The sequence below is a fragment of the Paraburkholderia xenovorans genome, from assembly GCF_046030735.1.
Taxonomy (GTDB): domain Bacteria; phylum Pseudomonadota; class Gammaproteobacteria; order Burkholderiales; family Burkholderiaceae; genus Paraburkholderia; species Paraburkholderia xenovorans_A.
Genome location: NZ_JAQQBV010000006.1, coordinates 204,158 through 230,424, shown reverse-complemented (window position 1 = coordinate 230,424; position 26,267 = coordinate 204,158). Strand labels below are relative to the sequence as shown.

The following is a 26,267-nucleotide window of genomic DNA, read 5'->3' as shown; positions in this document are numbered from 1 at the left end:
ACCCCGAACCATCCGCACGTATCCTCTACAGGAGACCTACAGTGATCCGCTCTTCCACACGTTCTGCTTCATCGACCGAAGCGCTCTGGCGCCGGCTCTCGCGCGGCACGGCGAGAGTATTCGCAGCGAGCCTCGTTGCCGGCGCCGCGCTGTCCGCGTTTGCCCTGCTCGCGCCGCAAACGGCCCATGCCGACGAAACCGCGATCTGCTACAACTGCCCGCCCGAATGGGCCGACTGGGCGAGCCAGATCAAGGCGATCCAGCAGAAGACCGGCATCCGCGTGCCGTTCGACAACAAGAACTCGGGCCAGTCGATCGCGCAATTGATGGCCGAGCAGAAGAGCCCGGTCGCCGACGTGGTGTATCTCGGCGTGTCGTCGGCCTTCCAGGCAAAAGACAAAGGCGTGATCCAGCCGTACAAGCCGGCGCACTGGGACGACATCCCCGCGAATCTGAAGGACCCGCAAGGCTACTGGTTCACGATCCATTCGGGCACGCTGGGCTTTTTCGTCAATAAGGACGCGCTCGAAGGCAAGCCGGTGCCGCGTTCGTGGGCCGACCTGCTGAAGCCCGAATACAAAGGGATGATCGGCTACCTCGACCCGTCGAGCGCGTTCGTCGGCTATGCGGGCGCGGTCGCGGTGAACCAGGCATTGGGCGGCACGCTCGACAACTTCGAGCCGGGCCTCGACTGGTTCCGCAAGCTGAAGGCCAACGCGCCGATCGTGCCGAAGCAGACGGCCTACGCACGCGTGATGTCGGGCGAAATTCCAATCCTGCTCGACTACGACTTCGACGCCTATCGCGCGAAATACAAGGATCATGCGAACGTCGAGTTCGTGATCCCGACGGAAGGCACGATCTCGGTGCCGTACGTGATGAGCCTCGTGAAGGGTGCGCCGCATGAAGCGAACGGCAAGAAGGTGCTGGATTTCGTGCTGTCCGACGAAGGCCAGAAACTGTGGGCCGAAGCGTATCTGCGTCCGGTTCGCGCCAATGCGATGAGCCCGGAAACCGCGGCGAAGTTCCTGCCGGCGAGCGACTATGCGCGCGCCAAACCGGTCGACTTCAACAAGATGGCGGAAAAACAGTCGAGCTTCGGCGAGCGTTATCTACAGGTGATGCATTGAACGACATCACGTTCCCGCTGCGCTGGCGCATCGCATTGATCGCGCCAGCGCTGGCGGTTTTCATCGCGTTCTGGCTGCTGCCGATGGGCACGCTCGCGCAGATCAGCGGCGACGGCCACGCGTTCGCCACGTACCGCGCGATGCTGACGAATCCGCGCTACATGTCGAGTCTCGGCGCGACCGTGCTGCTGTCGGCGGCGGTCACGGCGGCGACGCTGGTGCTGTCGGTGATCGCGGGTCTGCTGCTCGCGCGCCGCGAGTTTCCGTTAAAGCGCACGCTGCTCGCGTTGCTGACGTTCCCGCTCGCGTTCCCCGGCGTGGTGGTCGGCTTCATGGTCATCATGCTCGCGGGTCGTCAGGGGCTGATCGGCGCGTTGTCGCTCAAGCTCACCGGCGACCGCTGGGTCTTCGCGTACTCGATGAGCGGCCTGTTTCTCGGCTACCTGTACTTCTCGATTCCGCGCGTGATCGTCACCGTGATGGCGTCGGCGACCAAGCTCGATGCATCGCTCGAAGAAGCCGCGCGTTCGCTCGGCGCGTCGCCGTGGCGCATCACTCGCGACATCGTGTTGCCGGCGTTGTCGCCGGGATTGATCGCGGCGGGCGCAGTGTGCTTCGCCACCGCGATGGGCGCGTTCGGCACGGCGTTCACGCTCGCCACCGACATCGACGTGTTGCCGATGACCATCTACACCGAGTTCACGCTGAACGCGAACATGGTGACGGCTGCGGGTCTTTCGATCGTGCTCGGCATCGTCACGTGGCTCGTGCTGGCGCTCGCGCGCAGCGTGAGCGGCTCGGCGGTCGCGGCGAGCGCATGAGCGGGAGCATGGAAATGAACGGTGCTCCCCGAACGGATGAAGAAACATCAATGAACTCCCTCACGGCGCCTTCACAACAGCCCGCACAATCGCGCGCGCGCTTCGGCAAACTCGCGAGTTCGCGCGCGTGGCTCGCGGCCGGCCAATGGGCCGTCACGCTGCTGCTGTGCGCATTCCTGATCGTACCGGTCGTGATGTCGATCATGGCCGGGCTGACGGTCAACTATTTCAAGGGCGTGTCGAGCGGACTCACGCTGCGCTGGGTCGTCGAAGTGTGGACGCAGTATCACGACTCGGTGTTCCTGTCGCTCGAAGTGGCGGCGGCCACCTTGCTGATCACGCTGCTGACCGGTGTGCCCGCCGGTTATGTGCTTGCGCGCAGCAAGACGCGCGTGTCGCGCATCATCGAGGAATTCCTCGTGCTGCCGATCGCACTGCCCGGCCTCGCGTCCGCGCTTGCGCTGCTGGTCGTGTACGGTGGCTTCACCGCATTCCGGATGAGCGTCGCGTTCATCGTCGTCGGCCATGTGGTGTTCACACTGCCGTTCATGGTGCGCGCGGTGGCCGCGGTATGCGCGAGCAGCGATCTGCGCACGCTCGAAGAAGGCGCGGCAAGCCTCGGCGCAAGCTTCCTGCAACGCTTCATGACGATCGTGCTGCCGAATGCGCGGCCTGGGATCGTCGCGGGTGCGCTGGCGGTACTGACGCTGTCCATCGGCGAATTCAATCTCACGTGGATGCTGCACACGCCCGATACGAAGACGCTGCCCGTCGGTCTCGCCGACACCTACGCGTCGTTGCGTATCGAGATCGGCAGCGCGTACACGATTCTGTTTTTCATCATGACGATGCCGCTGCTCGTCGCGATGCAATGGCTCGGCGTCGATGCGACGGGCCAGCGCAGCGCCGCGAACCCACGCAAAGGCGCGTCGTCTTCGAAATCGCACAAGCCGAAAAAGCCGAAAACGTCGGAAGCCACACCATGAAACTCGTCTCCGTTCCCATCACGCTCACGCAGTGCGCGAAAACATTTCGCGGCACACGTGTGCTCGAACCGCTCGATCTGCAGATCGGCGCCGGTGAAACGCTGGTTCTGCTCGGGCCGTCCGGTTGCGGCAAGACCACCACGTTGCGCATGATCGCCGGCCTCGAAACGCCGGACGCGGGCGGACGCATCGCATTCGGCGACGAAGACGTCACCGCGCTGCCGATCGAAAAACGCCAGGTCGGCATGGTGTTCCAGAGCTACGCGCTGTTCCCGAATCTCACGGTGCGCGGCAACATCGGCTACGGGCTGAAGATCAAACGCGTGCCCACCGACACCGCACGGCAACGCGTCGACGAACTGCTCGCGATGATGCGTCTCACCCAGCACGCCGACAAACCGATCGATCAGTTGTCGGGCGGCCAGCGTCAGCGCGTCGCGCTCGCGCGCGCACTCGCCGTGCAACCGCGCGTGCTGCTGCTCGACGAACCGTTGACCGCGCTCGACGCGCGTTTGCGCGACACGTTGCGCAGCGAAATGAACACGCTGCTGCGCGAGCTCGGCATCACCACGGTGTACGTGACGCACGATCAGGCCGAAGCGATGGAACTCGGCGACCGCATCGTCGTGATGAGCGCGGGACGCATCGAGCAGATCGGCTCGCCGCGCGACATCTACTATCGCCCGGCGAACCGCACGGTCGCGCAGTTCGTCGGCACCATCAACCGGCTCGCGGGCGAACAGCGCGACGGCCTGCTGACAACCAGCGGCGGCGCCGTGCCGTTGCCGCTCGGGCGCGCGCGCACCGGTCATCTGCAGGAATTTTTCTTCCGCCCCGAAGACGCGTATCTCGCCGACCCAGCCGTCGCGCATCTGCACGGCACGATCGAAAGCACCGCGTTTCTCGGCGAACGCACACGTCTGACGATTGGCGGCGCCGCACCGGACGCGTTGCTGATCGACGTCGCCGGCCGCGTCGAACTCGCGCGCGGCACGCCGGTCGGCATCTCGCTCGCGCAGGACGCGCTGATTGCGCTATCGTAATAACGGCGCGCCGCCTCTCCCCGGGCAACAACGGCGCGCAACAAGAAAGGACCTCCCGATGCTGCTAGCTCAAATCAGCGATCTGCATATCAAACGGCCCGGCGCGCTGGCTTATCGCCGTGTCGACACCGGCGCCTATCTGGCCCGCACGATCGCCGCGCTCAACGCACTGGTGCCGCGGCCCGACGCCGTGATCATGACCGGCGATCTCGTCGATCAAGGCACGCCCAAACAGTACGAGCATCTGAAAACGTTGCTCGCGCCGCTGGAAATCCCCTACTTTCTGCTGGTCGGCAATCACGACGAACGCGCCGCGTTGCGCGCCGCGTTCCCGGATCGCGCGGAATTGCGAAGCGGCGGCGAATTCGTGCATTACGCGGTCGACGTCGGCCCGTTGCGCGTGATCGCGCTCGATTCGATGGTGCCGGGCCAAAGCCCCGGCAATCTCTGCGACGCGCGCCTGACGTGGCTCGCCGCACAGCTCGACGCGGCGCAAGGCAAACCCACGGTGGTCGCATTGCATCATCCGCCGTTCGTATGCGGGATCGGACACATGGACGAACTGCGCCTCGACCCGGCCGCTGCCGACAAACTCGCCGCGCTGATCGCACGTCATCCGAATGTGGAGCGGGTGATCTGCGGACACGTGCATCGGCCGATGTTCGTGCGCTTCGGCGGCACGATCGCGTCGGCGGTGCCCGCACCCGCGCATCAGGTCGCACTCGATCTGCGCGACGATGCGCCGTCCGCGTTCGTGATGGAGCCACCCGCGTATGCGCTGCATCGCTACGAGCCGGCGACGGGCATCGTCACGCATCACGCGTATGTCGATGCCGCCGACGGGCCGTATCCGTTTTACGAGCCCGAAGGCGCGCTGATCGATTGATGCAACACCGGCGTGTAAGCGCGTTAGCGTAAGCACATAGCGTTAGCGCGCTTCAGCGCGCGATAAACGTGTCGCGCACGCGCCGCGCGTAGCGGAAGTACGGTATCCCGAGCGACGCGGCGAGCAGCGCCTCGCCGAAGCCGCCGAACGGAATCGCGATGGCAACGCCGATCGCGTCGCTCAGGTAGTCGCCCATCAGATAAGCGACGGCTCGCATCACGAGAATCGCCAGCAGCCACGCCTGAATCTGCCGCGAAAAACGCGCTGAGCGCCGCTGTGCGAGCAGCAAAAACCACCCCGCCCCGCCGACGATAAACACGCCGATCGCCACATCGAGCCCGTTCAGCAACAACACGGTGCGATACCAGTTGTGTGTGTCGGGCCGCATGAAGACCGCGAGCAGTTCCCATTCGAGCATCAGTTTCAGCGGATCGCGCAACGCGAGCGCGGTCGACAGCGCCCATCCGGCGACACAGGACAAAGCGAGAAGCAAGCAGCCGCGAATGGGCGGAAAACGGGAAGCGGCAATAAGAGTCATGAAGTCGGTCACGTGATGGGTCGGGTAGCGCGCGACGATTCTACGAACACAAACCGCACGACCATCTCATTTTTATCGGCCGGCGTTCGACGGAGGCGTTCGACGGAGGCGTTCGACGGAGGCGTTCGACGGAAGCATTCGACGGAGTCGGCCGTCAGCACGATCCGCGCTGCTCCGGTATGATCGGCACGCTCAAGGACCTCGCATGGGCCGGTCCGCCGATAGCTCCCTTCACATGTCCACTTCAGACGCTACTCCCGCTGCCACTCCACGGTCGCTGCGCGGCCTGCTGCTCCTGCTCGCTACGATCGCGGGCGTCTCGGTCGCGAACATTTACTTCAACCAGCCTCTCCTCGACAATTTCCGCGAGTCGTTTCCGAAGAGCGGGTCGTGGGTCGGCGCGGTGCCGGCCGTCACGCAACTCGGCTACGCGGCCGGCATGCTGCTGCTTGCGCCGCTCGGCGATCGCTTCGACCGGCGCCGGCTGATCCTGCTGCAAATTGCGGGCATTTGCGTCGCGTTGCTGGTGGCGGCCACCGCGCCGACGCTCGTCGTGCTGATCGTCGCGAGTCTCGCGATCGGTGTACTGGCAACGATCGCGCAACAGGCGGTGCCGTTCGCGGCCGAACTGGCGCCGCCGGCGCAGCGCGGCCACGCCGTAGGCACGGTGATGAGCGGTTTGTTGCTGGGGATTCTGCTGGCGCGAACCGCCTCCGGCGTGATCGCCGAATATTTCGGCTGGCGCGCGGTCTTCGGCGTTTCGGTGGTCGCGCTGCTGGTGCTCGCGGTGGTGATCATCCAGCGTTTGCCGAAAAGCCAGCCGACCTCCGCGTTGCCTTACGGCAAGCTGCTGGTGTCGATGTGGCATCTGCTGGTCGAGCATCGTGCGCTGCGGGAAGCCACGTTGACCGGCGCCGCGATGTTCGCCGCGTTCAGCGTGTTCTGGTCGGTGCTGGCGCTGTTGCTGGCCGGCGCACCGTTTCATCTCGGACCGCAGGCGGCGGGTCTGTTCGGCATCGTCGGCGCTGCGGGCGCAATGGCCGCGCCGCTCGCCGGCCGGTTTGCCGACAAGCGCGGACCGCACGCGATCATCAGCGTATCGATCGCGTTCGTGGCCGTCTCGTTCGTCGTGTTCGGTTTGTCGGCGACCAGCATTGCCGGCCTCGTGGTGGGCGTGATCGTGCTCGATATCGGCGTGCAGGCCGCGCAGATTTCGAATCAGTCGCGTATCTATGCGCTGAAGCCCGACGCGCGCAGCCGCGTCAATACCGTGTACATGGTGGGCTATTTCATCGGCGGTGCGCTGGGCTCCGGCGTCGGCGCCGTGGTGTGGCCGGCGTTCGGCTGGACCGGCGTCAGCATCGCCGGCCTCGCGTTCGCGGCGCTCGGCGGATGGAACCACTCACGCGGCAGACGCCGCGCGGTCACGGCAGCCTGAGCGGAAGACGCGCTACAACGCAAACGTAAGCGGCGGCGCTGAATCGCTCAGCACCGCGCTCAGCGCGTCGACGCATAATCGTGCAGCGCGTCGATCACGCGATCGAACTCGAACGATTTGTCGTAGAAATGGCGGACGCCATACTGTTCGCAGCGCTCGCGATACGCCGGCAACGCATGATTGGTCAGCACCGCGGCGAACACCGAATCGATCAGGCCTTCGCGCTGCAAATAAGCGAGCACCGGCACGCCGGAGCCCTGCTTCAACTGGAGGTCGACGATCACCGCGTCGAACGACTCGTCGCCCAGCAGCGCGATCGCCTGGTCCGCGGAATCCGCGTAGGCGGCCACTCGCAGCAAACCGGACGCGTCGATCGCTTCGACCAGGCTGCGGCGAATCAGCGGCGAATCCTCGATCAGCAACACGCGCAACGGAGCGCGGCGGGCTGGCTCGGCAACAGTGTTCGATTCGCTGTTCATCGGGATATCTCGATCGTTCATTATTCGATCAGACCGTTCTTGATCGCGTAATAAGTCAGATCGGCATTGTTCGCCAGCCGCATCTTCTCCAGCACGCGAGCCCGGTAAGTACTCACCGTCTTCACCGACAAATGCAGTTCTTCCGCGATGTCGGTCGGGATCTGCCCGGCCGCGAGCTTGCAGAAGATCTGGAATTCACGCTCGGAGAGCGCTTCGTGCGGCCGGCCCGCGGCCGGCTTGTCGAGGTTGTCGGCGAGCGTATCGGCCACCGCCTCCGACAGATAACGATGACCCCGCGCCACCGCGCGGATCGCCCGCACGATCTCGTCGGGCTCGCAGTCCTTGTTCAGATAGCCGTTGGCGCCCGCGCGCAGCAGGTTGATCGCGTATTGACTCTCCGGATAGCCGGACAGGATCAGCACACCCTGCTCCGGGCGCACCTGCTTGATCACGCGTAACGTGTCGATGCCGTTCTTGTCCGGCATCGCGATGTCGAGCAGCACCACGTCGAACGCCTGCTCGCGCACGAGGCTAATGGTTTCGTCGCCGGTGGCGGCTTCTGCCGCGACGCACATGTCCGGCTCGTCGGCGACGAACTGCCTGAAACCCCCTCGGACGATCGCATGGTCGTCAGCTATCAGCACTCGAATCATCGGTTTCGTGTCCGTGCAGTGGAATCGCTCCAAAGCACATATTGTAAAGACCTCTGCGTGCGGCGCGACGGCGGCGTTATATCTGCGTCACTTCGGCAGCGGGCATGGCGGTACGCACGCGTCGCGCAGGCCGCCAGGCCCCAAGGCCGGCGCGGGAGACTGCCGAAGCAGCCAGACCCTCCCGCGTTCGCTTGCCGCGCCGCCCGCGCTCCGCTTCACCAGACCGCGCTTACTCCCGTCCTTCGAGCAGGTCGGCCATATCGTCCGCATGCTCTTCTTCAACTGCAAGAATTTCCTCGAACAGACGCCGCGTGGTGACATCCTTCTCGCCGAGATAACGCACGATCTCGCGATACGTATCGATCGCAATGCGCTCGGCGATCAGGTTCTCGCGAATCATGTCAGTCAGGCTGTCGCCTTCCTGATATTCCGAGTGCGAGCGCGTGGCCAGCCCGTCCGGCGCGAAATCCGGCTCGCCGCCGAGCTGCACGATCCGCTCGGCGATGCGGTCCGCGTGTTCCTGCTCTTCGGCCGCATGCTCCGCGAACTCGGCCGCCACGGCTTCGGAGTTGATCCCCTTGGCCATGAAGTGATGCCGCTTGTAGCGCAACGTGCAGACGATCTCGGTTGCGAGCGAGTCGTTGAGCAACTTCAGCACGGTCTCGCGATCGGCGCCGTAGGACTGCGTGACGGGACCATCGGACATATGCTTGCGCGCGTCGTCACGAATTTTCTTGAGGTCCATCACGAACGGATCGCTCGACTTCGAAGCGTGGGCCTGAGTGTTGGATGAATTCGCCATTGAATTTCTCCTTTATCCGGTATTGGGGGAATCTGGCATCCCGCACGAATCGCGCCTGATGCGCCGGCGCAGGAACGTGCGGGACGGATGGATTCGTCTACGTTCGGAATACGCCGAGCAGCAGCGTGACCACGAACACGACGAGGAAGATGTAGAACAGGATCTTCGCGATTTCGGCCGCACCGGCCGCGATCCCGGTAAAGCCGAACACCGCGGCAATGATCGCGATCACGAAAAAGACGACGGCATAGTGAAGCATGACGATTCTCCTTGCTGTTGGCTTCTACTGATTACTGCGGGGCAACACGCACATGGCGCGAGCCGCACCCTGTCAAAACGCGCAACGGGCTTGCAAAGAAGCGCGACTCGCTTTGCTAATCGACGATTTTCTTCGTCACCACGAAGCCGAGCACGAGGAACACCACGCACAGAATCACGAACACGACGAACAGGAACTTCGCGATCGCCGCCGCGCCGGCCGCCACGCCGGTAAAACCGAGAAGCCCGGCGATCACCGCCACGACGGCAAAGAACAGTGCCCATTTCAGCATGATGGTTTCCTCCGGAAACAAGATTGAACGATCGGGTCCATGCTATCCATCGGCGCGCGTGAGCGCATTCCGACGCGCGCCGGTTTTCGTGTGAGAATCCGCTTACATTGGATTACGGTGGCGTTACGCGAGGCGGACGGTACACTGATGCCCCCGCCCTGGAGCCGAATGTGCAGAATGTGCCGAACATGCCGAAGCGGTCGAATGCATCGAACCCGCCGAGTGGGACGAACCCGCGCGCCGCGGCGCGTCTGAGCGACTGGATGCGCAACCGCAGTTGGGCGATCGCGATGACCGTGGCGATCGCGATGACCGTGGCGATCGTGATCACCGTCGGCGGCCTCGTGATTCTCGAAACCGCGCGCGAACGGATTGCGGCCGAATACGAAACCGCGCTCGAAGCGCGCGACGTCACCGTGCAGCTCAGCACGCTCGCGAACCAGTTGTCGCGCCTGAGCGCCTATCAAAACGACTATCTTCTGACGAAGCACGAAGTGTCGGCTCAGGGCTTCTGCGCGACCGCCGTGCGCATCCGTCAGAGCGAGCAGCCGTTGAGCCGCTTTTATCGCGGCGGCAAAGCGGACAGCGCGGAGCTCGCCAGCTTTACGCAGATCGTCGCGCTGATCGACGCGCGCATCGGCGCGGGCGCGGCCCGGCTGCAAAGCGCGGCGCAGCAACCACTCGACCTCTCCGCGTGCGGCGTCACGCCGGTCGCCAACGAGACCAGCACCGCCGACGCCACGCTGATAGACAGCACGCTCTCGCTGCTGCGCGACAACGAGGAGCGCCGCGCGCAGCACGCACTCGACGCGAGCCGCGCCGACCAGCGCATTTCCACGCTGTGCGCCGCGGGTCTGTCGGCGTTGAACATCGTGTTGTTCATCCTGCTGTTTCGCAATCTCGGCATCCAGATCGATCGCCAGGCGCGTGTGCAACGTCAGTTGATCACCCAGCAGGAAGAACTCGACCAGCTCGTCACCGAACGCACGCGCCAGCTCGAAGCGCTCGGCTGGCATTTGCAGGCGGTCAGCGAAAACGAGAAGACCCAGCTCGCGCGCGAACTGCACGACGAACTCGGCGCGATTCTGACCGCCAGCAAGATGGACGTGGCGTGGGCACGGCGCAAACTGAAGGACAGCGAGCCGGATATCTCGGAGAAGCTCAAGCGCGCGCTGGACAACCTCGATCAGGGCATCGCGCTGAAGCGCCGCATCATCGAGGACATGCGTCCTACGGTGCTGGCGAACTTCGGGCTCGTCACCGCGCTGCGCACGCTCGCCGACGAAGCCGCGCAACGCAACAACTGGACGCTCGACCTGCATCTGCCCGCCGACGACATCCAACTCGACGAGCAAACCGAGATCGCGCTGTTCCGCGTCGCGCAGGAATCGCTGACGAACGCGGCGAAATATGCGCGCGCATCGAAAGTGTCGATCGGCTTGCAGGTCGGCGACGATCAGGTCGCACTGCATATCGCCGACAACGGCGTCGGCATCATGCCGGCCGATCTGAAGCGCACGCACACGCACGGGCTGCTCGGCATGCGCCAGCGCGTCGCCGCTCACGGCGGGCGCTTCGACATCCGGCGCGGCACGCCGAACGGCACCGACATCCACGTCGTGATGCCGAGCGTGAGCACCGCCACGCCTTCGGTGGATCTGCCGTCCGCGACACGCTTGTAGGACTGCGCCGACGCAAACACCGGTGCGCGCCTACAACAAAATCGCGGCGCAGCCGACAGCGCAGCCCGCGCCCTTTTTTTAACATGCAATCAGACCGGTCGACTGGCGCAAGCCCCGGTCGGACGATAGCTAGCGCGTGCCCGCACCTTGCGGCACGTCAATCGATGCATTCTCGACAAGGAGAACTTTCATGAAACGACTGATCGCTTTGCTTCTCATTGCGGGGACGGCCATTGCAGGCACGGCTGCACTCTCAGGTTGCAACACGGTGGCAGGCGCAGGCCAGGACATTTCGAAGGGCGGCGACGCGATCTCGAACTCGGCGGAAAAAGCCAAGTAACTCGCCGGCGTTCATCGAAGCAGGATCTCCACAGCCCGTCGCGGGAAACCGCGGCGGGCTTTTTTTGCGTCGGCATGTTAGCGATCCTTCGGATCCCAAACAAAACGGCGATCCACTCGCGTGGATCGCCGCTCCGTCCTCCCCAGGACTGTTGCTTTTATCGATTGGCCTGATCGATCAGCCGCGCTCGAACCGTGCCGCCGCTTACTGCCCCGTCAGCGTATTCGTCAGTTCGATGCTCGGCGTACCCGTGTTGCCGTTCTGCGCGATCAGCAGATGAATTTGCCCCGGCAGGAGCTGGCTCAGCACGCCGCCGATCGGCACCGTCGTGACGATCCAGTCCGCGTTATTCGACAACGTGAACGCAGCCGACTGGAAGATCGGCGTCTTGCTGCCCGCAGCCGTCGCGATCAGCACGTAGTCGCCGCCGGACACATAGATCGAATCCTGGCCGCTTGCCGGCACCGCGTTCTTGAAGCTCACACCGGCCATCGTCGGACTGACGGCGCTAATGTTCGTGTTGCCCGACTGCACCAGATAAAGGTCGACGTTGCTCGCATTCGCCGACGCATTGAACGCACGCAGACGCGCGCTATTGGACAGCAGGCCCTTGTCGAACGGATCGTCGATCAGGCCGATGTCCGGCGCGGTCAGGCCGGGCAATGCCAGCACCGTGTATTCGTGGCCCTTCGCGACATCGGGAAAGCTGCCGCTTGCGAGCGCCGTCGTCGTGCCGGTTGCCGCATACGCGACCGTGGTCGCGCCCGTGTTGATATTGGTGAGGTTGGTCACGCCTTTATAACTGATGTTCGTCTGCCCCGACGGCGCAGCGCCGTTCACGAGGAAGTCGACGGCCGGGCCGCTCGGAATCGCGTGGATGAAATGGATTTCCGGATTGGTCAGCCCCAGTTCCTTGCCGACGTCGTCGGAGCCGCCGCCGCAAGCGGTCAGCACGGACGCCACGCCAATCACAGCCGCCATGGTTCGGATCATTTTCATTGTGTTCACCTATATCGATGTTGGGCACTCGGCCCATTGATTTCGAGCGTTCCGCTTCGGAGATCTCGCCGTCTGAAACCGGGTTCGTCGTCAGTCGAATGGTTTTAAATCGGCTCTCCGAAACGGCACGCACCCTCCTATCCCTGCCGCACATCGCGCCTTCTGGAAAAGCGGCGCGGTCCGTGTCGGTGGACGCTCGCATTCAGCAATGCGTGTGCCGCACGGGTGCAGTGGCCGCCATCGACTTGAAAAAGACTTATGGAGCAACGAGTTGCAGGGATTAGAATTTTTCCTCTGAGGGTTGGCACGTTTGGCGGTGTATTGTTCGAGCGCGCCCAATACTTACACGGTCCCCTCCATGTCTTACCAACACTTACTCGCCGAACTCGACCTCGGCTTCACCCGCTTGCGCAACCGCGTGGTGATGGGCTCGATGCACACCGGCATGGAAGATCGTTTCTGGAATTACCCGAAGCTCGCCGCGTATTTTCGTGAGCGGGCGCGAGGCGGCGTCGGCCTGATCGTCACGGGCGGCATTTCGCCGAACCGGCAAGGCTGGCTGTTGCCGTTCGGCGGCACGCTGAACTCGGTGTTCGACCTGCGCAATCACCGGCAACTGACCGCCGCCGTGCACGCGGAAGGCGGCAAGATTGCGTTGCAGATCCTGCATGCGGGCCGTTACGGCTATCAACCGTTCGTCGTGTCCGCTTCGGCGCTCAAGTCGCCGATCTCGAAGTTCAAACCACGCGCGCTCAGCGAGGCCGGCATCGCGAAGACCGTGCGCGACTACGCGCGTTGCGCACGTCTCGCGCAGCGTGCCGGTTACGACGGCATCGAGATCATGGGCAGCGAAGGCTATCTGCTCAACCAGTTTCTCTGCCCGCGCACCAATCGGCGCACCGACCGTTACGGCGGCAGCATCGAAAACCGTATGCGCATTGCGCGTGAGATCGTCGAACGCGTACGGGCAGTGTGCGGCGAGCGCTTCATCGTGATCTACCGTCTGTCGCTGATCGATCTGGTCGAAGGCGGCAACACGTGGGATGAAACCGTACAGGTCGCTCAGGCACTCGAGGCTGCCGGCGTGACGATGTTCAACACCGGCATCGGCTGGCACGAGGCGCGCGTGCCGACCATCGTGACCTCGGTGCCGCGCGCGGCGTTCGCGTCGTTGAGCGCGCGGCTGAAAGCAGCCGTCGACGTCCCGGTGATCGTATCGAACCGGATCAATACGCCCGAGGTGGCCGAACAGTTGCTCGCGGATGGAGCGGGCGATCTGGTTTCGATGGCGCGCCCCTTGCTCGCCGATCCCGAATTCGTGCTGAAGACCGTCGAAGGCCGCACACACGAAATCAACACCTGTATCGCCTGCAATCAGGCCTGCCTCGATCACACGTTCAAGAACCAGCGCGCGAGCTGCCTCGTCAATCCGCGCGCCGGGCGCGAAACCGAACTGCTGTACCGACCGGTGACGGCCCCCCAGGCGGCTCGCTCGGTCGCGGTGGTGGGCGCGGGTCCGGCCGGACTGTCCGCGGCGACGGTCGCCGCGTCGCGCGGCCATCGCGTGACGTTGTTCGATGCGAACGCAACGATCGGCGGCCAGTTCAATCTCGCGATGCGCGTGCCCGGCAAGGAAGAGTTCAGCGAAACGATCCGTTATTTTCAGAGCCAGTTGCTGCGCCATCGCGTCGACGTGCGGCTCGACACGCGCGTCGACCCGGCGCTGCTCGCCGCAGGTGCCTATGACGACGTGATCGTCGCGACCGGTATCGTGCCGCGCCGCCCGGCGATCGCGGGCATCGACGGGCCGAACGTGCTCTCGTATGTCGACGTGTTGCGCGGCGCGCCGGTCGGTCCGCGGGTCGCCGTGATCGGCGCGGGCGGGATCGGCTTCGACGTCAGCGAGTTCCTGCTGCATCGCGCGGGCGATCCGCTGCCGCAGCCGCGCGACGCGTGGCTCGACGAATGGGGCGTCGATCTGACAGTGCGAGATCGCGGCGGCCTGAAAGCGCCGGCGCCCGCGCAGCCGGTTCGCGAAATCTGGCTGCTGCAACGCAAGGCCGGCAAGCTCGGCACGGGTCTCGGCAAGACTTCGGGCTGGGTGCATCGCGCCACACTTGCGCGTAACGGCGTGACGATGCTGGGCGGCGTGTCGTACAAGGAGATCAGCGCACGGGGGCTGAAGATCGCGCGCGACGGTGTCGACGAATGGCTCGAAGTGGATACGATCGTCGTGTGCGCGGGGCAGGAATCGTTGCGCGATCTGCTTCCGGCCGATGCCGCTCACGCGGCGCAAAGAGACACAGCGGCCGATGGTCCGCGCTATCACGTGATCGGCGGCGCCAAGGTCGCGACCGAACTGGATGCGAAACGCGCGATCCGCGAAGGCGCGGAGCTGGCGGCGGCGCTTTGACGCCGCAGGCTCGCCAGCGAATTCAGGCGAGCCCCTTCTTCCGGTAATCGAACCAGAAAGACAGCCCCACGCTCGCGAGAATCACGACGGTCGCGATCACGGTGGAATGCGTGACCGGCTCGCCCAGCAGCAATGCGCCGAGCGCCACCGCGACCACCGGATTCACGTACATGCAACTGCTCGCGATGATCGGACTCGTGTGCCGGATCAGAAAACCGTACGCGACATAAGCGGCCATCGTGCCGATCAGCATCAGATAGAAGAACGCGAGCATCGGCAGGACATGCACTTCCATCATCCGCTCGCCCGACACCCACGCGACCATCGTCGACATCGCGCCGCCGAGTCCGATCTGCAACGAAGTCGACAGAAACAGATCGGACGGCAGCTTCAGACGTCCGGCCAGATGCGCGCCGCCGGCCCAGAAAAGCGCGCCGCACAGAATCGCGAGACTGCCGCCCGCGGACCCTGGCGCGCTGTCGCCATGACTCAGGATCGCGATCCCGACCAGCCCGAGCCCGACCGCGAACCACTCGCCACGGCCGATCTTGCGCCCCGCCACTGCGGCAATCACGGTTGCGAACAGCGGCACGGTCGCGACCATCACCGCCGCGGTGCCGGTGCCCACGGTGCGCATCCCGTAGGCCAGCATCCCGCTCGACAGCCCGACCAGCATCGTGCCGACCAGCCCGGCATTGCGGATTTCCGCGGCGCTCGGCCAGACCGGATTGCGGCGCGCCGCGAAGATGAAAAGCCCGATGCCGGCGAACAGATTGCGCAGCCCCGACATCAGCAACGGCGGAAACGAGCCGAGCGCGACGTGCACCGCCAGGTAGGTGGAGCCCCATACGATATAGACGACGGCAAGCGCGAGCGCTATCTGGCCGTTGCGCGACTGCGGCAAACGAATGGAGAAACCGCGGGAGAAACTGCGGGGAAAACCCAGAGGAAAGCCGCGCGGGAAAACCCGCGAAACGATCTGGGCCAGGCGGCTGGAAAGTTGCGACGACATGTGTTCAACCCGCCCACGCCGCTCGAAGTGATCGAGGTGCCGCAGCCCCGCTGAAAACCCGGTAGCGGGACGGCGGACACCGCATCGGCGATGCGGTCTGACGGGCGAGGCTGGCGGACATGTTGGTGGAACGGAAGGACGATAGATGGCCAATGGGGCCACAAAGCCGCGGCGCTCGAAGGAGATCGGTCCACGGCTGACACACGTCAAATGTTTGGCGCGCATCGCATTATGCAGTAAGCGCCCACCGCGTCGTCTGAAAGAATCGTAACTTTTTAGCGTGAGTGCAACAAAAATAGCCGGGACAGTGCCCGGCTTTCCGATTCACGCCTGAGCCGGCGCGCAAGCTATGCGGCCGGCATCGGTGGAAGCGTCAGTTAGCCATTGCGCCGGACGCTTCGTGCTTCATGCCCATCGCGTCGCCGCTCTTCTTCATCTTGTCGTGCTTCATTGCGTCTTTCTTCATGCTGTCCTTCGACATGCTGTCTTTCGACATCGAATCCTTGGACATCGAATCCTTCGACATCGCGTCGTTGGACATCGCGCCGCTAGCCTGCGCGAATGCGGCGCCGCCGCTGGTCAGGAGAGCGACGGCGACTGCTGCGATTGCGAACTTTTTCATGGGTAAACTCCGTTTCGTTATAGATAAAGCAGAACCGGCTCGTGATGTGTGCCGGGGTTATTCCGAAGCTTCTGCCGCCCGGGGCCGCGCATCCCGTCGCCGGAATGCGCCGGCCCACGCGCGTCAGGAGCCTCCGAACCAGTTGTAGCCCTGGTCGACCCAATAGCCGCCGGGATACGTGTTGGTGACGAACATCTCGACGATGTGTTTCGGATTCTTGTAGCCGAGCTTGGTCGGCATGCGCAGCTTCATCGGGAAGCCGTATTTCGCGGGCAGCCGCTCGCCGTCGAACGAGAACGTGAGCAGCGTCTGCGGATGCAGCGCGGTCTGCATGTCGATGCTTTCGTAGTAGTCGTCCGCGCATTTGAAGCCGACGTATTTCGCGCTGGTGTCCGCGCCGATGCGGCGCAGAAAATCCGCGAACGGCGTGCCGCCCCAGCGGCCGATCGCGCTCCAGCCTTCCACGCAGATATGCCGGGTGATCTGTTCGGCGTGCGGCAGCGCGTATAACTCGGGTAAGGTCCAGACGCGCTGGCCGGTCACGAGACCGCCGATCTTGAGCTTGTAATCGGAGCCGTCGACCGCCGGCACGTCATCGATCCCGTAGAACGCGTTGAACGGGAACGGCCGCGTGATCTGCGCTTCGGTGTAAGTCGGTGCGAGTTGCTTCGGATCGAACAACGCGGCCTGCGCACGGTCGTTCAGTCGCGACACCGCGGTCAGAAACGCGTTGACCGAGTCGTTGTCGGTGAGCGAGCAGCCGGTCAGCATCGACAAACCGCCCAGCGTCAACAGCCGTTTGCCGAACAGGCGCCGCGACGGCATCGCGAGTTCGCGCCGGGCATCGATCAGAATCGATTCACGGTCGAGCGTCTGGCCAGGGTTGCGCCCGGGTTTGGCGTTGGGCTTGTACATGATTCGAGATCCTTACTGTTCGTGTATCCGTATCGGGGCGCTTGAGTTCAGCGGCCGCGCAACATCGCCAGCAGCGAGCGCGGCACGAGCGCCACCATCGCCAGATGCACGACGATGAACGCCGCCATCAGCGACATCGCGCAGAAGTGGACGATGCGCGCGTTGTCGTAGCCGCCCATCAGTTCGCGCAGCAGTGGAAACTGCACCGACTTCCAGATCGCGAGCCCCGACAGCACCAGCACGATCAGATCGCAGACCACGAACAGGTACGCGAATTTCTGCACCGCGTTGTACACGCGCAGATCGGCGTGCGACAGCTTGCCGGTCAACGCGGCGATGAAATCGCGCAGCACCGCGCGCGGCGTCACCGGCAGAAATTTGCGCCGGAAGCGGCCGCTCGCCAGATTCAGCCCGAGATAGACGAGGCCGTTGAAAACCAGCAGCCACATCGCCGCAAAATGCCATTGCAGCGCGCCGCCGAGCCAGCCGCCGAGCGTGATCGCGGGCGCGAACCTGAAGCCGCTGAAGATCGGCGACGCGTCATAGATGCGCCAGCCCGACAGCATCATCAGGATCGCGGCGAGCGCGTTGAGCCAATGCGTGACGCGCACCCACACCGGATGAACGTTGCCGTTTCCGGGCGGAACGGGCGTAACCGGTGCGACCGGCGCGACGGGTTTGACAGGCGCCGCGGTATCGCGAAGTGCATGAGGCATTGCCATGAGAGTCTCCGGTGGATGACAGCGCGTTGTGCTCAACGGCAGGCGGCCAGTTCGGCCGCTTGCAGCACTTCGCCGGTCGCGTCGTTTTCGACGAAAGCGACCACGCCGAAGTTGTCGGCGGGCGCGTTGGCCGCAGCGGCATCGTCGAGATGGATCGCGCGGCGGATTTGCGCGCTGCCTGCGGTGAGCGGAACCGGGCCGATCCATTGCCGCACCACGCGTTCGTGATGCAGCGTCGCGCCGCGGTTTTCGCCCGCGCCGACCTGCGAGCTCAGCGCGTTTTCGTAGACGGCGAGATAGGCGCTCAGCGGGTGGGAAGCGTCGGCGGCCTGACTGGCGAACTGCGCGTCGACGGCGAATGCACCCGGTGCTTGCGGGCGCAATTCGAGCGCCACGTTCGCTTGCGCCGGTTCGGCGACGATCTGGCCAATGCGGCTCTGGAAGCTGTCGCGCTGCGACCAGCCGCGCAGTTCGCGGCCCGACACGAAGATCTCAGGCGTGTAGATCGTATGGCCGCCGGCCAGGTCGGTCAGCGTCTGCTGACGCTCGGTAAAGCGATGTTGCGAGAAGCGGTCGGTCCAGCCGAGGCTGTTCCAGTAATCGACGTGGAGCGCCAATGGGACGATGCCTTGCGCGCCGCCGCTGTTTTTCCATTGACTGAGCCAGTTGTCGGCAGGCGGGCAACTGTTGCAGCCCTCACTGCTGTAGAGCTCGACAAGCGCCACGCGATGGGCCGGGCTGTGCGACGTGCAAACGGCGGTGGCCGCCGCGGCGACGCCGCTCGCGGAAAGCGTGGCGAGCGCGAGTGCTAATGCGAGCGCTCTTGTGGCGGTGCGATAGTACGGCGCGTTGTGCGGCCGGTTGTGAGGCCGGTTGTGGCACCGGTCAGCTCGGTGATTCGGGGTGGTTCGCATGGCGTGCTCCGTCTGGATCTGCACGTTTGTCGAACCACCACGGCCGTTATGACAGCCGACGGCAAAATATTTTTTTATTCGCGCAACGCCGCACGAATAACCGCTGGCCCACCTGCGCAAGCAGCCCGCAAACCAAAGTCAGTCGAAATTCACGACCACCACCACCGGCGGGGTCGCGCTGGATGCATCGGCACGCGGCGACACCGCCAGCACGCCGCCATCCGCGCCGACGTGAAAGCTGCCATCCCGTGCCGCACCGACGAGCCGGCCCCGGCTATCCCGGAAGCGCGCATCCACGGCGCGCTGCATATCGGCGCCGTCCGCCGCCCGCAACGCAACATCGGCACCCGACGCCACCCCGGCCGGCGCGTTGAATGCCACCTGCACCGCAGACCCGGTACGGGTGACGCGGGCGCCGGGCGTACCGGCAGCCGCGGCGACCGGCGCCTGAATCTCCAGTTGCGGCGCGACGATCATGCCCGAAAAAGTGATCGTTCCGCCGCTCGCCGCCATCGCCGGAATCGACATGACGAACAACGCCGAGGATGCAACCACTGCGCAGTGCGTTCCGAACCTTCGTGTTCCCGTTGCCATTGCACTTCTCCTTTACGCGTCGAAAACCGCATCTCGCGGCAAGCAGCGTTGAGCAGGCGACGACGTCATTCACGCCGCAGCACAGCCCACCACCATGACAGCAATAACGGCATAAGCGAACGGAGCCTTGAACCAGCTAAAGGGAAGCGCGACCCGGCAAGCAACAACAGCAGAAGCGACACGACCGGCACACGGGCGCGACCCATCGGCGCAGCAAAAAGCCGACGTTCACCCCGTGCTAACATAGATCTTTCGATTTCAAACGATCAGCTAACACAAAGCTTTCTATTGCATCGATCCGGCTTCGTTCCGACGCTCGCCCCAACCCTTTTTTATATTTGCCGCCCACCCATGCGCGTTCCGCCATCCCGTGCTCATACCCGTTTGCGCCCACGCCGCGCAACCGGATGCACGCGCGCGGACCGGATAGCGCACGAGACCGGCCAGCTGTTCCGAACGCTCCCGCTCCTCGCCGCCCGGCGCCCGATCTGAACGTTGCCTCCTGTATCACCGGAGCCACGTCGTCGGGCTCCGGGCCGATCTCGTTCGCGCGCGTTGCCCTTATATGCAGATCCACTGGAGAAGCCGTCATGAAAAAGACGAAACCGTGTTACCTCACTGAACTCGACGTTGCCCGTCTCGAGAAACATGCGGCCGCGCCCGGCGCCGACGCGAAACTGCAGGACATGCTCGACGACGTGCTGGAGCGCGCCGTGATAGTCGAATCGCGTGAGATTCCCGCCAATATCGTCACGATGAATTCGCAAGCCACGCTCATCGACGAAGCGAGCGGTGAGCAGATGACGTGGACCGTGGTCTATCCGCCGAATGCGGACTTCGCGCACGGTCGTCTGAATGTGTTCTCGCCGGTCGGCCTCGCGCTGCTCGGCGCGAAGCGCGGCGAACGCATCCGCTTCACGCCGCCGAGCGGCACCGAGAAAGTGTTGAAGCTGGAAAAGATTCTGTTTCAGCCGGAAGCCGCCGACGACTTCACGCTGTAACCCCGCGTTGTAACCCCCAGCTGTCAATCCAGTCTCGCGCGCAACCCGAAACTGTTGCGCCGCACCATCCCCGGCAGCCCTTTCTCGACAGCGATCGTGCATGGCTGACCGGCGCGATTTCCCGCTTCGACGTTTTATCGGCAGGTTGCCAAGCGGCGGCCGCCCGGTGTATCGTGTGCGCTGCTAACGCGGGGGTCCTGCGTAGCACGGAGGTTGGAGGTCCGTGTTGCGTGGGTGAGAAATACCCTTTGAACCTGATCTGGATAATGCCAGCGCAGGGAAGCGTACGGATTTCGCACCCCAGCTCCACAGCCTCATCTCTCGCGATTTCCGACAACTTCCGTTTCGTCTCCTGCTTAGCCACCCCACATTGCCTGGCATAGGAGATGAACGCATGAACGCCAATCCGAAATTCCTTTCCGCCGACGCTCACGTCGACGAAGCCGCGGTCGCGCCGCTGCCGAATTCACGCAAGGTCTACGTGAGCGGCTCGCGCCCCGACATCCGCGTACCGATGCGCGAAATCTCGCAGGCCGACACGCCGGACAGCTTCGGCGGCGAAAAAAATCCGCCGGTGTATGTCTACGATACGTCGGGCCCCTACTCCGATCCGGATGCGAAGATCGACATTCGCGCCGGTCTGCCCGCGCTGCGTCAGGCATGGATCGAAGAGCGCGGCGACACCGAAGCGCTGACCGGCCTGTCGAGCGACTTCAGCCGCGAACGCGCCGCCGATAACGCGACCGCCGACCTGCGCTTCAAAGGCCTGCACCGCACGCCGCGCCGCGCGATCGCCGGCAAGAACGTGTCGCAGATGCACTACGCGCGTCAAGGCATCATCACGCCGGAAATGGAATACATCGCGATCCGCGAGAACCAGCGCCGCGCCGAATATCTGGAGAGCCTGAAGACGAGCGGCCCGAACGGCGAAAAGCTCGCCGCGATGATGGGCCGCCAGCATCCGGGCCAGGCGTTCGGCGCCAGCGCATTCGGCCCGAACGGGCTGACGGCGATCACGCCGGAATTCGTGCGCGAGGAAGTCGCGCGCGGCCGCGCGATCATCCCGAACAACATCAATCACCCGGAAAGCGAACCGATGATCATCGGCCGCAACTTCCTCGTGAAGGTGAACGCGAACATCGGCAACTCGGCGGTGACGTCCTCGATCGGCGAAGAAGTCGACAAGATGACGTGGGCGATCCGCTGGGGCGGCGACACGGTGATGGATCTGTCCACCGGCAAGCACATCCACGAAACGCGCGAGTGGATCATCCGCAATTCGCCGGTGCCGATCGGCACGGTGCCGATCTATCAGGCGCTCGAAAAGGTCAACGGCAAGGCCGAAGACCTGACGTGGGAAATCTTCCGCGACACGCTGATCGAACAGGCCGAGCAAGGCGTCGACTACTTCACGATCCACGCGGGCGTGCGCCTGCAATACGTGCCGCTCACAGCGAAGCGGATGACCGGCATCGTGTCGCGCGGCGGCTCGATCATGGCGAAGTGGTGCCTCGCTCACCACAAGGAAAGCTTCCTGTACGAGCATTTCGAAGACATCTGCGAAATCATGAAGGCGTATGACGTGGCCTTCTCGCTCGGCGACGGCCTGCGTCCCGGTTCGATCTACGATGCGAACGACGAAGCGCAACTGGGCGAACTGAAAACGCTCGGCGAGCTCACGCAGATCGCGTGGAAGCACGACGTGCAAACGATGATCGAAGGCCCGGGCCACGTGCCGATGCAGTTGATCAAGGAGAACATGGACCTGCAACTGGAATGGTGCGACGAAGCGCCGTTCTACACGCTCGGGCCGCTGACCACGGATATCGCGCCCGGCTACGACCACATCACGTCGGGCATCGGCGCGGCGATGATCGGCTGGTTCGGCACCGCGATGCTCTGCTATGTGACGCCGAAGGAACACCTCGGGCTGCCGAACAAGGACGACGTGAAGACCGGCATCATCACGTACAAGCTCGCCGCGCACGCGGCCGATCTGGCGAAGGGTCATCCGGGCGCGCAGGTGCGTGACAACGCGTTGTCGAAGGCGCGCTTCGAATTCCGCTGGGAAGACCAGTTCAATCTCGGTCTCGACCCGGACAAGGCACGCGAATTCCACGACGAAACGCTGCCGAAGGATTCAGCCAAGGTCGCGCATTTCTGTTCGATGTGCGGTCCGCACTTCTGCTCGATGAAGATCACCCAGGACGTGCGCGAGTTCGCCGCGCAACAAGGCGTGACCGACGACGAAGCGCTGAAGAAAGGCATGGAAGTGAAGTCGATCGAGTTCATGAAGAAAGGCGCCGAGATTTACCAGCGACAGTAAGGGTCGCATGCGTGCGCGGCTAGTTCGCGCACGCCACGCCCCATGCCGGGTTGTCCGGCGCAAAGCAGCCAAGCCCGCCACTGGTGGGCTTTTTCGTTTCCGCGTGGACGGGCACGCCGCGTGCTCATCGAAGGAAACATTTGATTACGAAGCCGACGATCTGCTGACAAGCGCATACATCCTGATACGGGTTGCGGCGATACCATCGAATGCAAGGACGGCGCAGTCCGTTCATTCCGAACGACAGTCTCCGGACTACCCACCCTTACTGGAGTGAGCATCATGAAATCGATTCGACAAATCGGCACGCTCGCGGCGATCGTCGCTGTGGTCGCGAGTCTCTCTGCGTGCGACGGCATGACCACGCGGCAACGCGATACCGCAATCGGCGCGGGCGTCGGCGGCGCCGCGGGCGCGGCGATCGGCGGCAATGCGCTGTCCACCCTTGGCGGCGCTGCGGCGGGCGGCATCATCGGCAATCAGGTCGGTAAATAGTGTGAGGCGTGCTGTCGCGGCGACGTGCTGCGGTGACGTGCGTCTGCCGCGCGAGGGGCTTTGCAATGAGGTGAAATAAGCCGTTACCGTTTTGCAATCCTGCTGGCGCGGCGTGAGGGTAAGCTCGATCTATTACGCCCACGATGGCGGCGTGCGATCACAACAGGAGCGCGTCATGAAGTCCCGCGTCAACAACACGGTCAGCGCGATCGGCCCACGGCCGCCGCGCGGTTTTCCTCGTCTCTCGCGAACCGGCCTCGCGCTCGTCGGCGCGCTCGGCATGCTGAGTTTGTCCGGCTGCTATTACCCATACGGTTACTATCCGGGCGCGTATTACCCGAGCGGCTATTCCCCGTACTACGCGACGGTGCCCGCCGGCGCGACGCAGCAGGACGTGCAGGTCGGTGCGCCCGATCCGTCATTGCAGCAGTCACAGCAGGCGCAGCAGCAGGCGGCGCAACAAGCCCAACAGGCACAGAACGCGCAGCAGAATCCGCCTACCTATGCAGTCGCCGCCGTTCCTGCGCCGGTGTATGTGGCGCCGGCCTATCCCGCTTACTATCCACCGCCGTATCCGGCCTATTACGGTTATCCGGGCTGGTATGGGCCGTCGGTGTCGATCGGCTTCGGGTTCGGCGGCTATTGGGGCGGTCGTGGTGGATGGGGCGGCCACGGTCACTATCATTGACATCCGGCTCGCGTTTCCGTTGATGTATCCGGCCGTTCATTATTCGCGACGGCCGGCCTCCCGTCTCTTCTTCCACTCACAGCCAGTTGCACCGTCCCTCTTCTCAAGCGCGACGCGTGCAATGCGTCTCGCTGACGCAAGCGGCACACGCCGTCGCCTCCGTCATGCTCCTCGCCCGTATTTTCCCTTCTTGACGCGCCGTACCCGGGTTCTATGCTTGGGAAAGCCACACACAGTACCTGCTTAAAAAAATAGGCGACCGGGGCATCTTTCATGCGCCGCCGCTCCGCTGTCCCGTATGAGCGACGCGCCCGCAGTGCGTAGTCCCGCGTCGAGTTCGAACAACAACGAAGGAGACGTGATGTTCCATCAACTGCTCACTCCAGTCGGCAATTCGCTCTTGCTGTCATTCCTCGTCGCCGTGCTACCGATCGTCGTCGTGTTGCTGCTGCTGGGCTGGGCCCGTCGGCCGGCCTGGCAGGCCTCGCTCGCGGGGCTGATCGTCGGGCTGATCGTGGCGATCCTCGTCTGGCATTTTCCGCTCGGGCTGGCGGTCAACTCGGTGTTCGCGGGTGCCGTATTCGCGTGCTGGCCGGTGATGTGGATCGTCTTCACCGCGATCCTGCTCTACAACATTTCGCAGCGCTCGGGCCGCTTCGCGGCGTTTCGCATGTGGATGATCGACAACCTGCCCAACGACCGGCGCGTTGTGCTGGTCGTGATCGGTTTTTCGTTCGGCGCGCTGCTCGAAGGGATTTCCGGCTTCGGCACGCCGGTCGCGATCACCAGTTCGCTGCTGATCCTGCTCGGCTTCCCGACGCTCGAAGCGCTCACCTTCACACTGATCTTCAACACAGCGCCGGTCGCGTTCGGCGCGCTCGGCGTGCCGATCACGGTGCTCGGCGCGGTCACGCACCTGCCTGCGGACTCGCTCGCGAAAATGGTCGGGCGGCAGTTGCCGTTCTTCGCGTTCCTGCTGCCGTTCTACGTGATCGGCGTGTATGCGGGCTTTCGCAACATGCTGCGCGTGTGGCCGGTGCTGCTGGTGTCGGGCGCGAGCTTCGCGCTCACGCAGTTCGTCGCGTCGAACTACATCAACTACAGCCTGACCGACGTGTTGTCGTCGATGGTGTCGCTGATCGTGACCATCGCGTTCCTGCGGGTCTGGAAGCCCGCGGCCGATCCGAAGTTCGCGATCAACATCGACCGGCTCGCCGAAGTGCGTGGCAAGATCGGCGGCGCCCAGGGCTGGTATCCGTGGATCATCGTCTCGGTGGTGGTGATCGTGTGGACCGTCGCGAAGATCTTCCTGATCGGCGACGTCAAGATTCCGTGGCCGGGACTCGACAAGGCCGTCTTCATCACGTTGTACAAAACGCCTTATGCCGCGATCTGGGACTTCCAGCCGCTCGCGACCGGCACCGCGATCCTCGTCGCCGCGATCATCACGGCGCTGCTGGTGAAGCTGAGCGCGCGCGAGTTCGGCGCGGCCATCGCCGACACGTGGGTGCAAACGCGTATCGCGATTCTGACGGTAGCGACCATCGTCGGGCTCGCGTATCTGATGAACTACTCCGGGTTGACGTACACGCTGGGGCTCGGCGTCGCGTCGGTCGGACCGTTCTTTCCGCTCGTCTCGGCGTTCCTCGGCTGGGTCGCGGTGTTCCTGTCGGGCAGCGATACGTCGGGCAATGCGCTGTTCGGCAACCTGCAGGTGGTGGCGGCCAATCAGTTGAACCTGAACCCGATCCTGATGGCGGCGACCAACTCGTCGGGCGGCGTGATGGGCAAGATGATCTCGCCGCAAAACATCTCGACCGGCGTGGCGACTACCGAACTGAAGGGCAAGGAAGGCGTCGTGTTCGCGAAAACCTTCAAGCACTCGATCCTGTTGACGGTGATCCTCGGCTTGCTGGTGTGGGCGCAGCAGAACTTCCTGCAAGGGATGATTCCACCGCATTGATCGACATTGCGGTTGGGTAGTGCGGCCTGCTTCGGGCGTGCCATTGCGGGCGCGCCCGTTCTCATTCGGGCGCACGCGCGCTGCTGCTCGCCGGCATTTGCGAGGCTGTCGCACAGGTGGTGCACAGGCGGTGCACAGGTGGTGCGCTGCCGCAAAATAATTCACCATTCGACCTGTGTGCCACCGCACAGGCTGCTCCACAGCGTTGCCTTCGCTCGTAGTCATCGCAATTTTTCTCACATTTAGCGTGAGAA

The 26,267-nt window shown here is 64.0% G+C and carries 27 protein-coding genes and 1 riboswitch; of the genes, 14 read left to right on the top strand and 13 right to left on the bottom strand.

Annotated features, from left to right (window positions below; translation table 11 throughout):
* Positions 1-41 precede the first annotated feature (41 nt).
* Genes PQQ51_RS08400 through PQQ51_RS08380 form a run of 5 tightly spaced genes read left to right on the top strand, consistent with a single transcriptional unit; the run spans position 42 to position 4,866 of the window.
* Positions 42-1,130: an ABC transporter substrate-binding protein gene (locus tag PQQ51_RS08400; protein WP_408496300.1), complete on the top strand. Its 1,089-nt coding sequence runs from the start codon at positions 42-44 to the stop codon at positions 1,128-1,130.
* Positions 1,127-1,951, top strand: coding sequence for an ABC transporter permease (locus PQQ51_RS08395; RefSeq protein WP_408496299.1), 825 nt, complete (start codon positions 1,127-1,129; stop codon positions 1,949-1,951). Before PQQ51_RS08400 ends, PQQ51_RS08395 begins: the two co-directional genes overlap by 4 nt.
* A 50-nt stretch (positions 1,952-2,001) precedes the next feature.
* The gene (locus PQQ51_RS08390; RefSeq protein WP_408496298.1) at positions 2,002-2,937 is read left to right on the top strand and encodes an ABC transporter permease; all 936 of its coding nucleotides are present in this window, start codon (positions 2,002-2,004) and stop codon (positions 2,935-2,937) included.
* Positions 2,934-3,980, top strand: coding sequence for an ABC transporter ATP-binding protein (locus PQQ51_RS08385; RefSeq protein ID WP_408496297.1), 1,047 nt, complete (start codon positions 2,934-2,936; stop codon positions 3,978-3,980). Before PQQ51_RS08390 ends, PQQ51_RS08385 begins: the two co-directional genes overlap by 4 nt.
* A 58-nt stretch (positions 3,981-4,038) precedes the next feature.
* Positions 4,039-4,866 (top strand): phosphodiesterase, encoded by an 828-nt coding sequence (locus tag PQQ51_RS08380; RefSeq protein WP_408496296.1) that lies wholly within the window; start codon positions 4,039-4,041, stop codon positions 4,864-4,866.
* Positions 4,867-4,918: 52 nt separating this feature from the next.
* On the opposite strand, the gene PQQ51_RS08375 is transcribed toward PQQ51_RS08380, so the two are convergent.
* Positions 4,919-5,404, bottom strand: a complete 486-nt coding sequence (locus PQQ51_RS08375) for a DUF2569 domain-containing protein (protein ID WP_408496295.1) — start codon at positions 5,402-5,404, stop codon at positions 4,919-4,921.
* Between the two features lie 235 nt (positions 5,405-5,639).
* Here PQQ51_RS08375 and PQQ51_RS08370 point away from each other — a divergent pair, with 235 nt between their 5' ends.
* Positions 5,640-6,842 (top strand): MFS transporter, encoded by a 1,203-nt coding sequence (locus tag PQQ51_RS08370; RefSeq protein WP_408496294.1) that lies wholly within the window; start codon positions 5,640-5,642, stop codon positions 6,840-6,842.
* Between the two features lie 59 nt (positions 6,843-6,901).
* Here PQQ51_RS08370 and PQQ51_RS08365 read toward each other — a convergent pair whose 3' ends face one another.
* From PQQ51_RS08365 to PQQ51_RS08345, 5 genes are all read right to left on the bottom strand, one after another.
* A complete protein-coding gene (locus tag PQQ51_RS08365) occupies positions 6,902-7,321 on the bottom strand; it encodes a response regulator (RefSeq protein WP_408496293.1) in 420 nt (139 codons plus the stop codon).
* Between the two features lie 20 nt (positions 7,322-7,341).
* Positions 7,342-7,974, bottom strand: a complete 633-nt coding sequence (locus PQQ51_RS08360; protein ID WP_408496292.1) for a response regulator — start codon at positions 7,972-7,974, stop codon at positions 7,342-7,344.
* Positions 7,975-8,203: 229 nt separating this feature from the next.
* Positions 8,204-8,776, bottom strand: coding sequence for a ferritin-like domain-containing protein (locus PQQ51_RS08355; protein ID WP_408496291.1), 573 nt, complete (start codon positions 8,774-8,776; stop codon positions 8,204-8,206).
* A gap of 97 nt (positions 8,777-8,873) precedes the next feature.
* Entirely contained in the window at positions 8,874-9,035 is a 162-nt protein-coding gene (locus PQQ51_RS08350) for a DUF1328 domain-containing protein (RefSeq protein WP_075643714.1), read from the bottom strand.
* Positions 9,036-9,150: 115 nt separating this feature from the next.
* Positions 9,151-9,327 (bottom strand): DUF1328 domain-containing protein, encoded by a 177-nt coding sequence (locus PQQ51_RS08345; protein ID WP_095418798.1) that lies wholly within the window; start codon positions 9,325-9,327, stop codon positions 9,151-9,153.
* Between the two features lie 188 nt (positions 9,328-9,515).
* Between PQQ51_RS08345 and PQQ51_RS08340 the strand changes: the two genes are divergently transcribed.
* Complete coding sequence (locus PQQ51_RS08340; RefSeq protein ID WP_408496290.1) at positions 9,516-11,009, top strand: sensor histidine kinase; 1,494 nt, start codon at positions 9,516-9,518, stop codon at positions 11,007-11,009.
* A 190-nt stretch (positions 11,010-11,199) separates the two neighbouring features.
* Entirely contained in the window at positions 11,200-11,349 is a 150-nt protein-coding gene (locus PQQ51_RS08335; protein WP_408496289.1) for an entericidin A/B family lipoprotein, read from the top strand.
* A 204-nt stretch (positions 11,350-11,553) separates the two neighbouring features.
* On the opposite strand, the gene PQQ51_RS08330 is transcribed toward PQQ51_RS08335, so the two are convergent.
* A complete protein-coding gene (locus PQQ51_RS08330) occupies positions 11,554-12,348 on the bottom strand; it encodes a DUF4397 domain-containing protein (RefSeq protein WP_408496288.1) in 795 nt (264 codons plus the stop codon).
* Between the two features lie 358 nt (positions 12,349-12,706).
* Here PQQ51_RS08330 and PQQ51_RS08325 point away from each other — a divergent pair, with 358 nt between their 5' ends.
* Entirely contained in the window at positions 12,707-14,761 is a 2,055-nt protein-coding gene (locus PQQ51_RS08325; RefSeq protein ID WP_408496287.1) for an oxidoreductase, read from the top strand.
* Positions 14,762-14,783: 22 nt separating this feature from the next.
* Here PQQ51_RS08325 and PQQ51_RS08320 read toward each other — a convergent pair whose 3' ends face one another.
* The 6 genes from PQQ51_RS08320 to PQQ51_RS08295 form a co-directional block, all read right to left on the bottom strand.
* Positions 14,784-15,773: an EamA family transporter gene (locus tag PQQ51_RS08320; RefSeq protein WP_408496286.1), complete on the bottom strand. Its 990-nt coding sequence runs from the start codon at positions 15,771-15,773 to the stop codon at positions 14,784-14,786.
* 373 nt (positions 15,774-16,146) lie between these two features.
* The gene (locus PQQ51_RS08315) at positions 16,147-16,395 is read right to left on the bottom strand and encodes a pentapeptide MXKDX repeat protein (protein WP_408496285.1); all 249 of its coding nucleotides are present in this window, start codon (positions 16,393-16,395) and stop codon (positions 16,147-16,149) included.
* Positions 16,396-16,518: 123 nt separating this feature from the next.
* Positions 16,519-17,310 carry a molybdopterin-dependent oxidoreductase gene (locus PQQ51_RS08310; protein WP_408496284.1) on the bottom strand — a complete coding sequence of 264 codons (792 nt, stop codon included), beginning with the start codon at positions 17,308-17,310 and terminating at the stop codon, positions 16,519-16,521.
* A gap of 47 nt (positions 17,311-17,357) precedes the next feature.
* Positions 17,358-18,032, bottom strand: a complete 675-nt coding sequence (locus tag PQQ51_RS08305; RefSeq protein WP_408496283.1) for a cytochrome b/b6 domain-containing protein — start codon at positions 18,030-18,032, stop codon at positions 17,358-17,360.
* A 32-nt stretch (positions 18,033-18,064) separates the two neighbouring features.
* A complete protein-coding gene (locus PQQ51_RS08300; RefSeq protein ID WP_408496282.1) occupies positions 18,065-18,946 on the bottom strand; it encodes a DUF1223 domain-containing protein in 882 nt (293 codons plus the stop codon).
* Positions 18,947-19,084: 138 nt separating this feature from the next.
* Positions 19,085-19,501, bottom strand: a complete 417-nt coding sequence (locus PQQ51_RS08295) for a hypothetical protein (RefSeq protein WP_408496281.1) — start codon at positions 19,499-19,501, stop codon at positions 19,085-19,087.
* Positions 19,502-20,130: 629 nt separating this feature from the next.
* On the opposite strand from PQQ51_RS08295, the gene PQQ51_RS08290 reads away from it, so the two are divergent.
* From PQQ51_RS08290 to PQQ51_RS08270, 5 genes are all read left to right on the top strand, one after another.
* Positions 20,131-20,541 (top strand): GreA/GreB family elongation factor, encoded by a 411-nt coding sequence (locus PQQ51_RS08290; protein WP_408496280.1) that lies wholly within the window; start codon positions 20,131-20,133, stop codon positions 20,539-20,541.
* Between the two features lie 180 nt (positions 20,542-20,721).
* Positions 20,722-20,840: riboswitch (TPP riboswitch) on the top strand.
* 95 nt (positions 20,841-20,935) lie between these two features.
* Positions 20,936-22,867 (top strand): phosphomethylpyrimidine synthase ThiC, encoded by a 1,932-nt coding sequence (gene thiC, locus PQQ51_RS08285; protein WP_408496279.1) that lies wholly within the window; start codon positions 20,936-20,938, stop codon positions 22,865-22,867.
* Positions 22,868-23,149: 282 nt separating this feature from the next.
* A complete protein-coding gene (locus PQQ51_RS08280; protein ID WP_408496278.1) occupies positions 23,150-23,362 on the top strand; it encodes a YMGG-like glycine zipper-containing protein in 213 nt (70 codons plus the stop codon).
* Between the two features lie 175 nt (positions 23,363-23,537).
* Complete coding sequence (locus PQQ51_RS08275) at positions 23,538-24,050, top strand: hypothetical protein (RefSeq protein WP_408496277.1); 513 nt, start codon at positions 23,538-23,540, stop codon at positions 24,048-24,050.
* A gap of 361 nt (positions 24,051-24,411) precedes the next feature.
* Positions 24,412-26,013: an L-lactate permease gene (locus tag PQQ51_RS08270; RefSeq protein WP_408496347.1), complete on the top strand. Its 1,602-nt coding sequence runs from the start codon at positions 24,412-24,414 to the stop codon at positions 26,011-26,013.
* Positions 26,014-26,267 lie beyond the last annotated feature (254 nt).

Excerpts from the sequence above, each read along its gene's own strand:
- PQQ51_RS08390 (WP_408496298.1), top strand. The coding sequence starts at position 2,002 with ATGAACTCCCTCACGGCGCCTTCACAACAGCCCGCACAATCGCGCGCG.
- PQQ51_RS08385 (WP_408496297.1), top strand. The coding sequence starts at position 2,934 with ATGAAACTCGTCTCCGTTCCCATCACGCTCACGCAGTGCGCGAAAACA.
- PQQ51_RS08380 (WP_408496296.1), top strand. The coding sequence starts at position 4,039 with ATGCTGCTAGCTCAAATCAGCGATCTGCATATCAAACGGCCCGGCGCG.
- PQQ51_RS08375 (WP_408496295.1), bottom strand. The coding sequence starts at position 5,404 with ATGACTCTTATTGCCGCTTCCCGTTTTCCGCCCATTCGCGGCTGCTTG.
- PQQ51_RS08370 (WP_408496294.1), top strand. The coding sequence starts at position 5,640 with ATGTCCACTTCAGACGCTACTCCCGCTGCCACTCCACGGTCGCTGCGC.
- PQQ51_RS08365 (WP_408496293.1), bottom strand. The coding sequence starts at position 7,321 with ATGAACAGCGAATCGAACACTGTTGCCGAGCCAGCCCGCCGCGCTCCG.
- PQQ51_RS08360 (WP_408496292.1), bottom strand. The coding sequence starts at position 7,974 with ATGATTCGAGTGCTGATAGCTGACGACCATGCGATCGTCCGAGGGGGT.
- PQQ51_RS08355 (WP_408496291.1), bottom strand. The coding sequence starts at position 8,776 with ATGGCGAATTCATCCAACACTCAGGCCCACGCTTCGAAGTCGAGCGAT.
- PQQ51_RS08350 (WP_075643714.1), bottom strand. The coding sequence starts at position 9,035 with ATGCTTCACTATGCCGTCGTCTTTTTCGTGATCGCGATCATTGCCGCG.
- PQQ51_RS08345 (WP_095418798.1), bottom strand. The coding sequence starts at position 9,327 with ATGCTGAAATGGGCACTGTTCTTTGCCGTCGTGGCGGTGATCGCCGGG.
- PQQ51_RS08340 (WP_408496290.1), top strand. The coding sequence starts at position 9,516 with ATGCCGAAGCGGTCGAATGCATCGAACCCGCCGAGTGGGACGAACCCG.
- PQQ51_RS08335 (WP_408496289.1), top strand. The coding sequence starts at position 11,200 with ATGAAACGACTGATCGCTTTGCTTCTCATTGCGGGGACGGCCATTGCA.
- PQQ51_RS08330 (WP_408496288.1), bottom strand. The coding sequence starts at position 12,348 with ATGAAAATGATCCGAACCATGGCGGCTGTGATTGGCGTGGCGTCCGTG.
- PQQ51_RS08325 (WP_408496287.1), top strand. The coding sequence starts at position 12,707 with ATGTCTTACCAACACTTACTCGCCGAACTCGACCTCGGCTTCACCCGC.
- PQQ51_RS08320 (WP_408496286.1), bottom strand. The coding sequence starts at position 15,773 with ATGTCGTCGCAACTTTCCAGCCGCCTGGCCCAGATCGTTTCGCGGGTT.
- PQQ51_RS08315 (WP_408496285.1), bottom strand. The coding sequence starts at position 16,395 with ATGAAAAAGTTCGCAATCGCAGCAGTCGCCGTCGCTCTCCTGACCAGC.
- PQQ51_RS08310 (WP_408496284.1), bottom strand. The coding sequence starts at position 17,310 with ATGTACAAGCCCAACGCCAAACCCGGGCGCAACCCTGGCCAGACGCTC.
- PQQ51_RS08305 (WP_408496283.1), bottom strand. The coding sequence starts at position 18,032 with ATGGCAATGCCTCATGCACTTCGCGATACCGCGGCGCCTGTCAAACCC.
- PQQ51_RS08300 (WP_408496282.1), bottom strand. The coding sequence starts at position 18,946 with ATGCGAACCACCCCGAATCACCGAGCTGACCGGTGCCACAACCGGCCT.
- PQQ51_RS08290 (WP_408496280.1), top strand. The coding sequence starts at position 20,131 with ATGAAAAAGACGAAACCGTGTTACCTCACTGAACTCGACGTTGCCCGT.
- thiC (WP_408496279.1), top strand. The coding sequence starts at position 20,936 with ATGAACGCCAATCCGAAATTCCTTTCCGCCGACGCTCACGTCGACGAA.
- PQQ51_RS08280 (WP_408496278.1), top strand. The coding sequence starts at position 23,150 with ATGAAATCGATTCGACAAATCGGCACGCTCGCGGCGATCGTCGCTGTG.
- PQQ51_RS08275 (WP_408496277.1), top strand. The coding sequence starts at position 23,538 with ATGAAGTCCCGCGTCAACAACACGGTCAGCGCGATCGGCCCACGGCCG.
- PQQ51_RS08270 (WP_408496347.1), top strand. The coding sequence starts at position 24,412 with ATGTTCCATCAACTGCTCACTCCAGTCGGCAATTCGCTCTTGCTGTCA.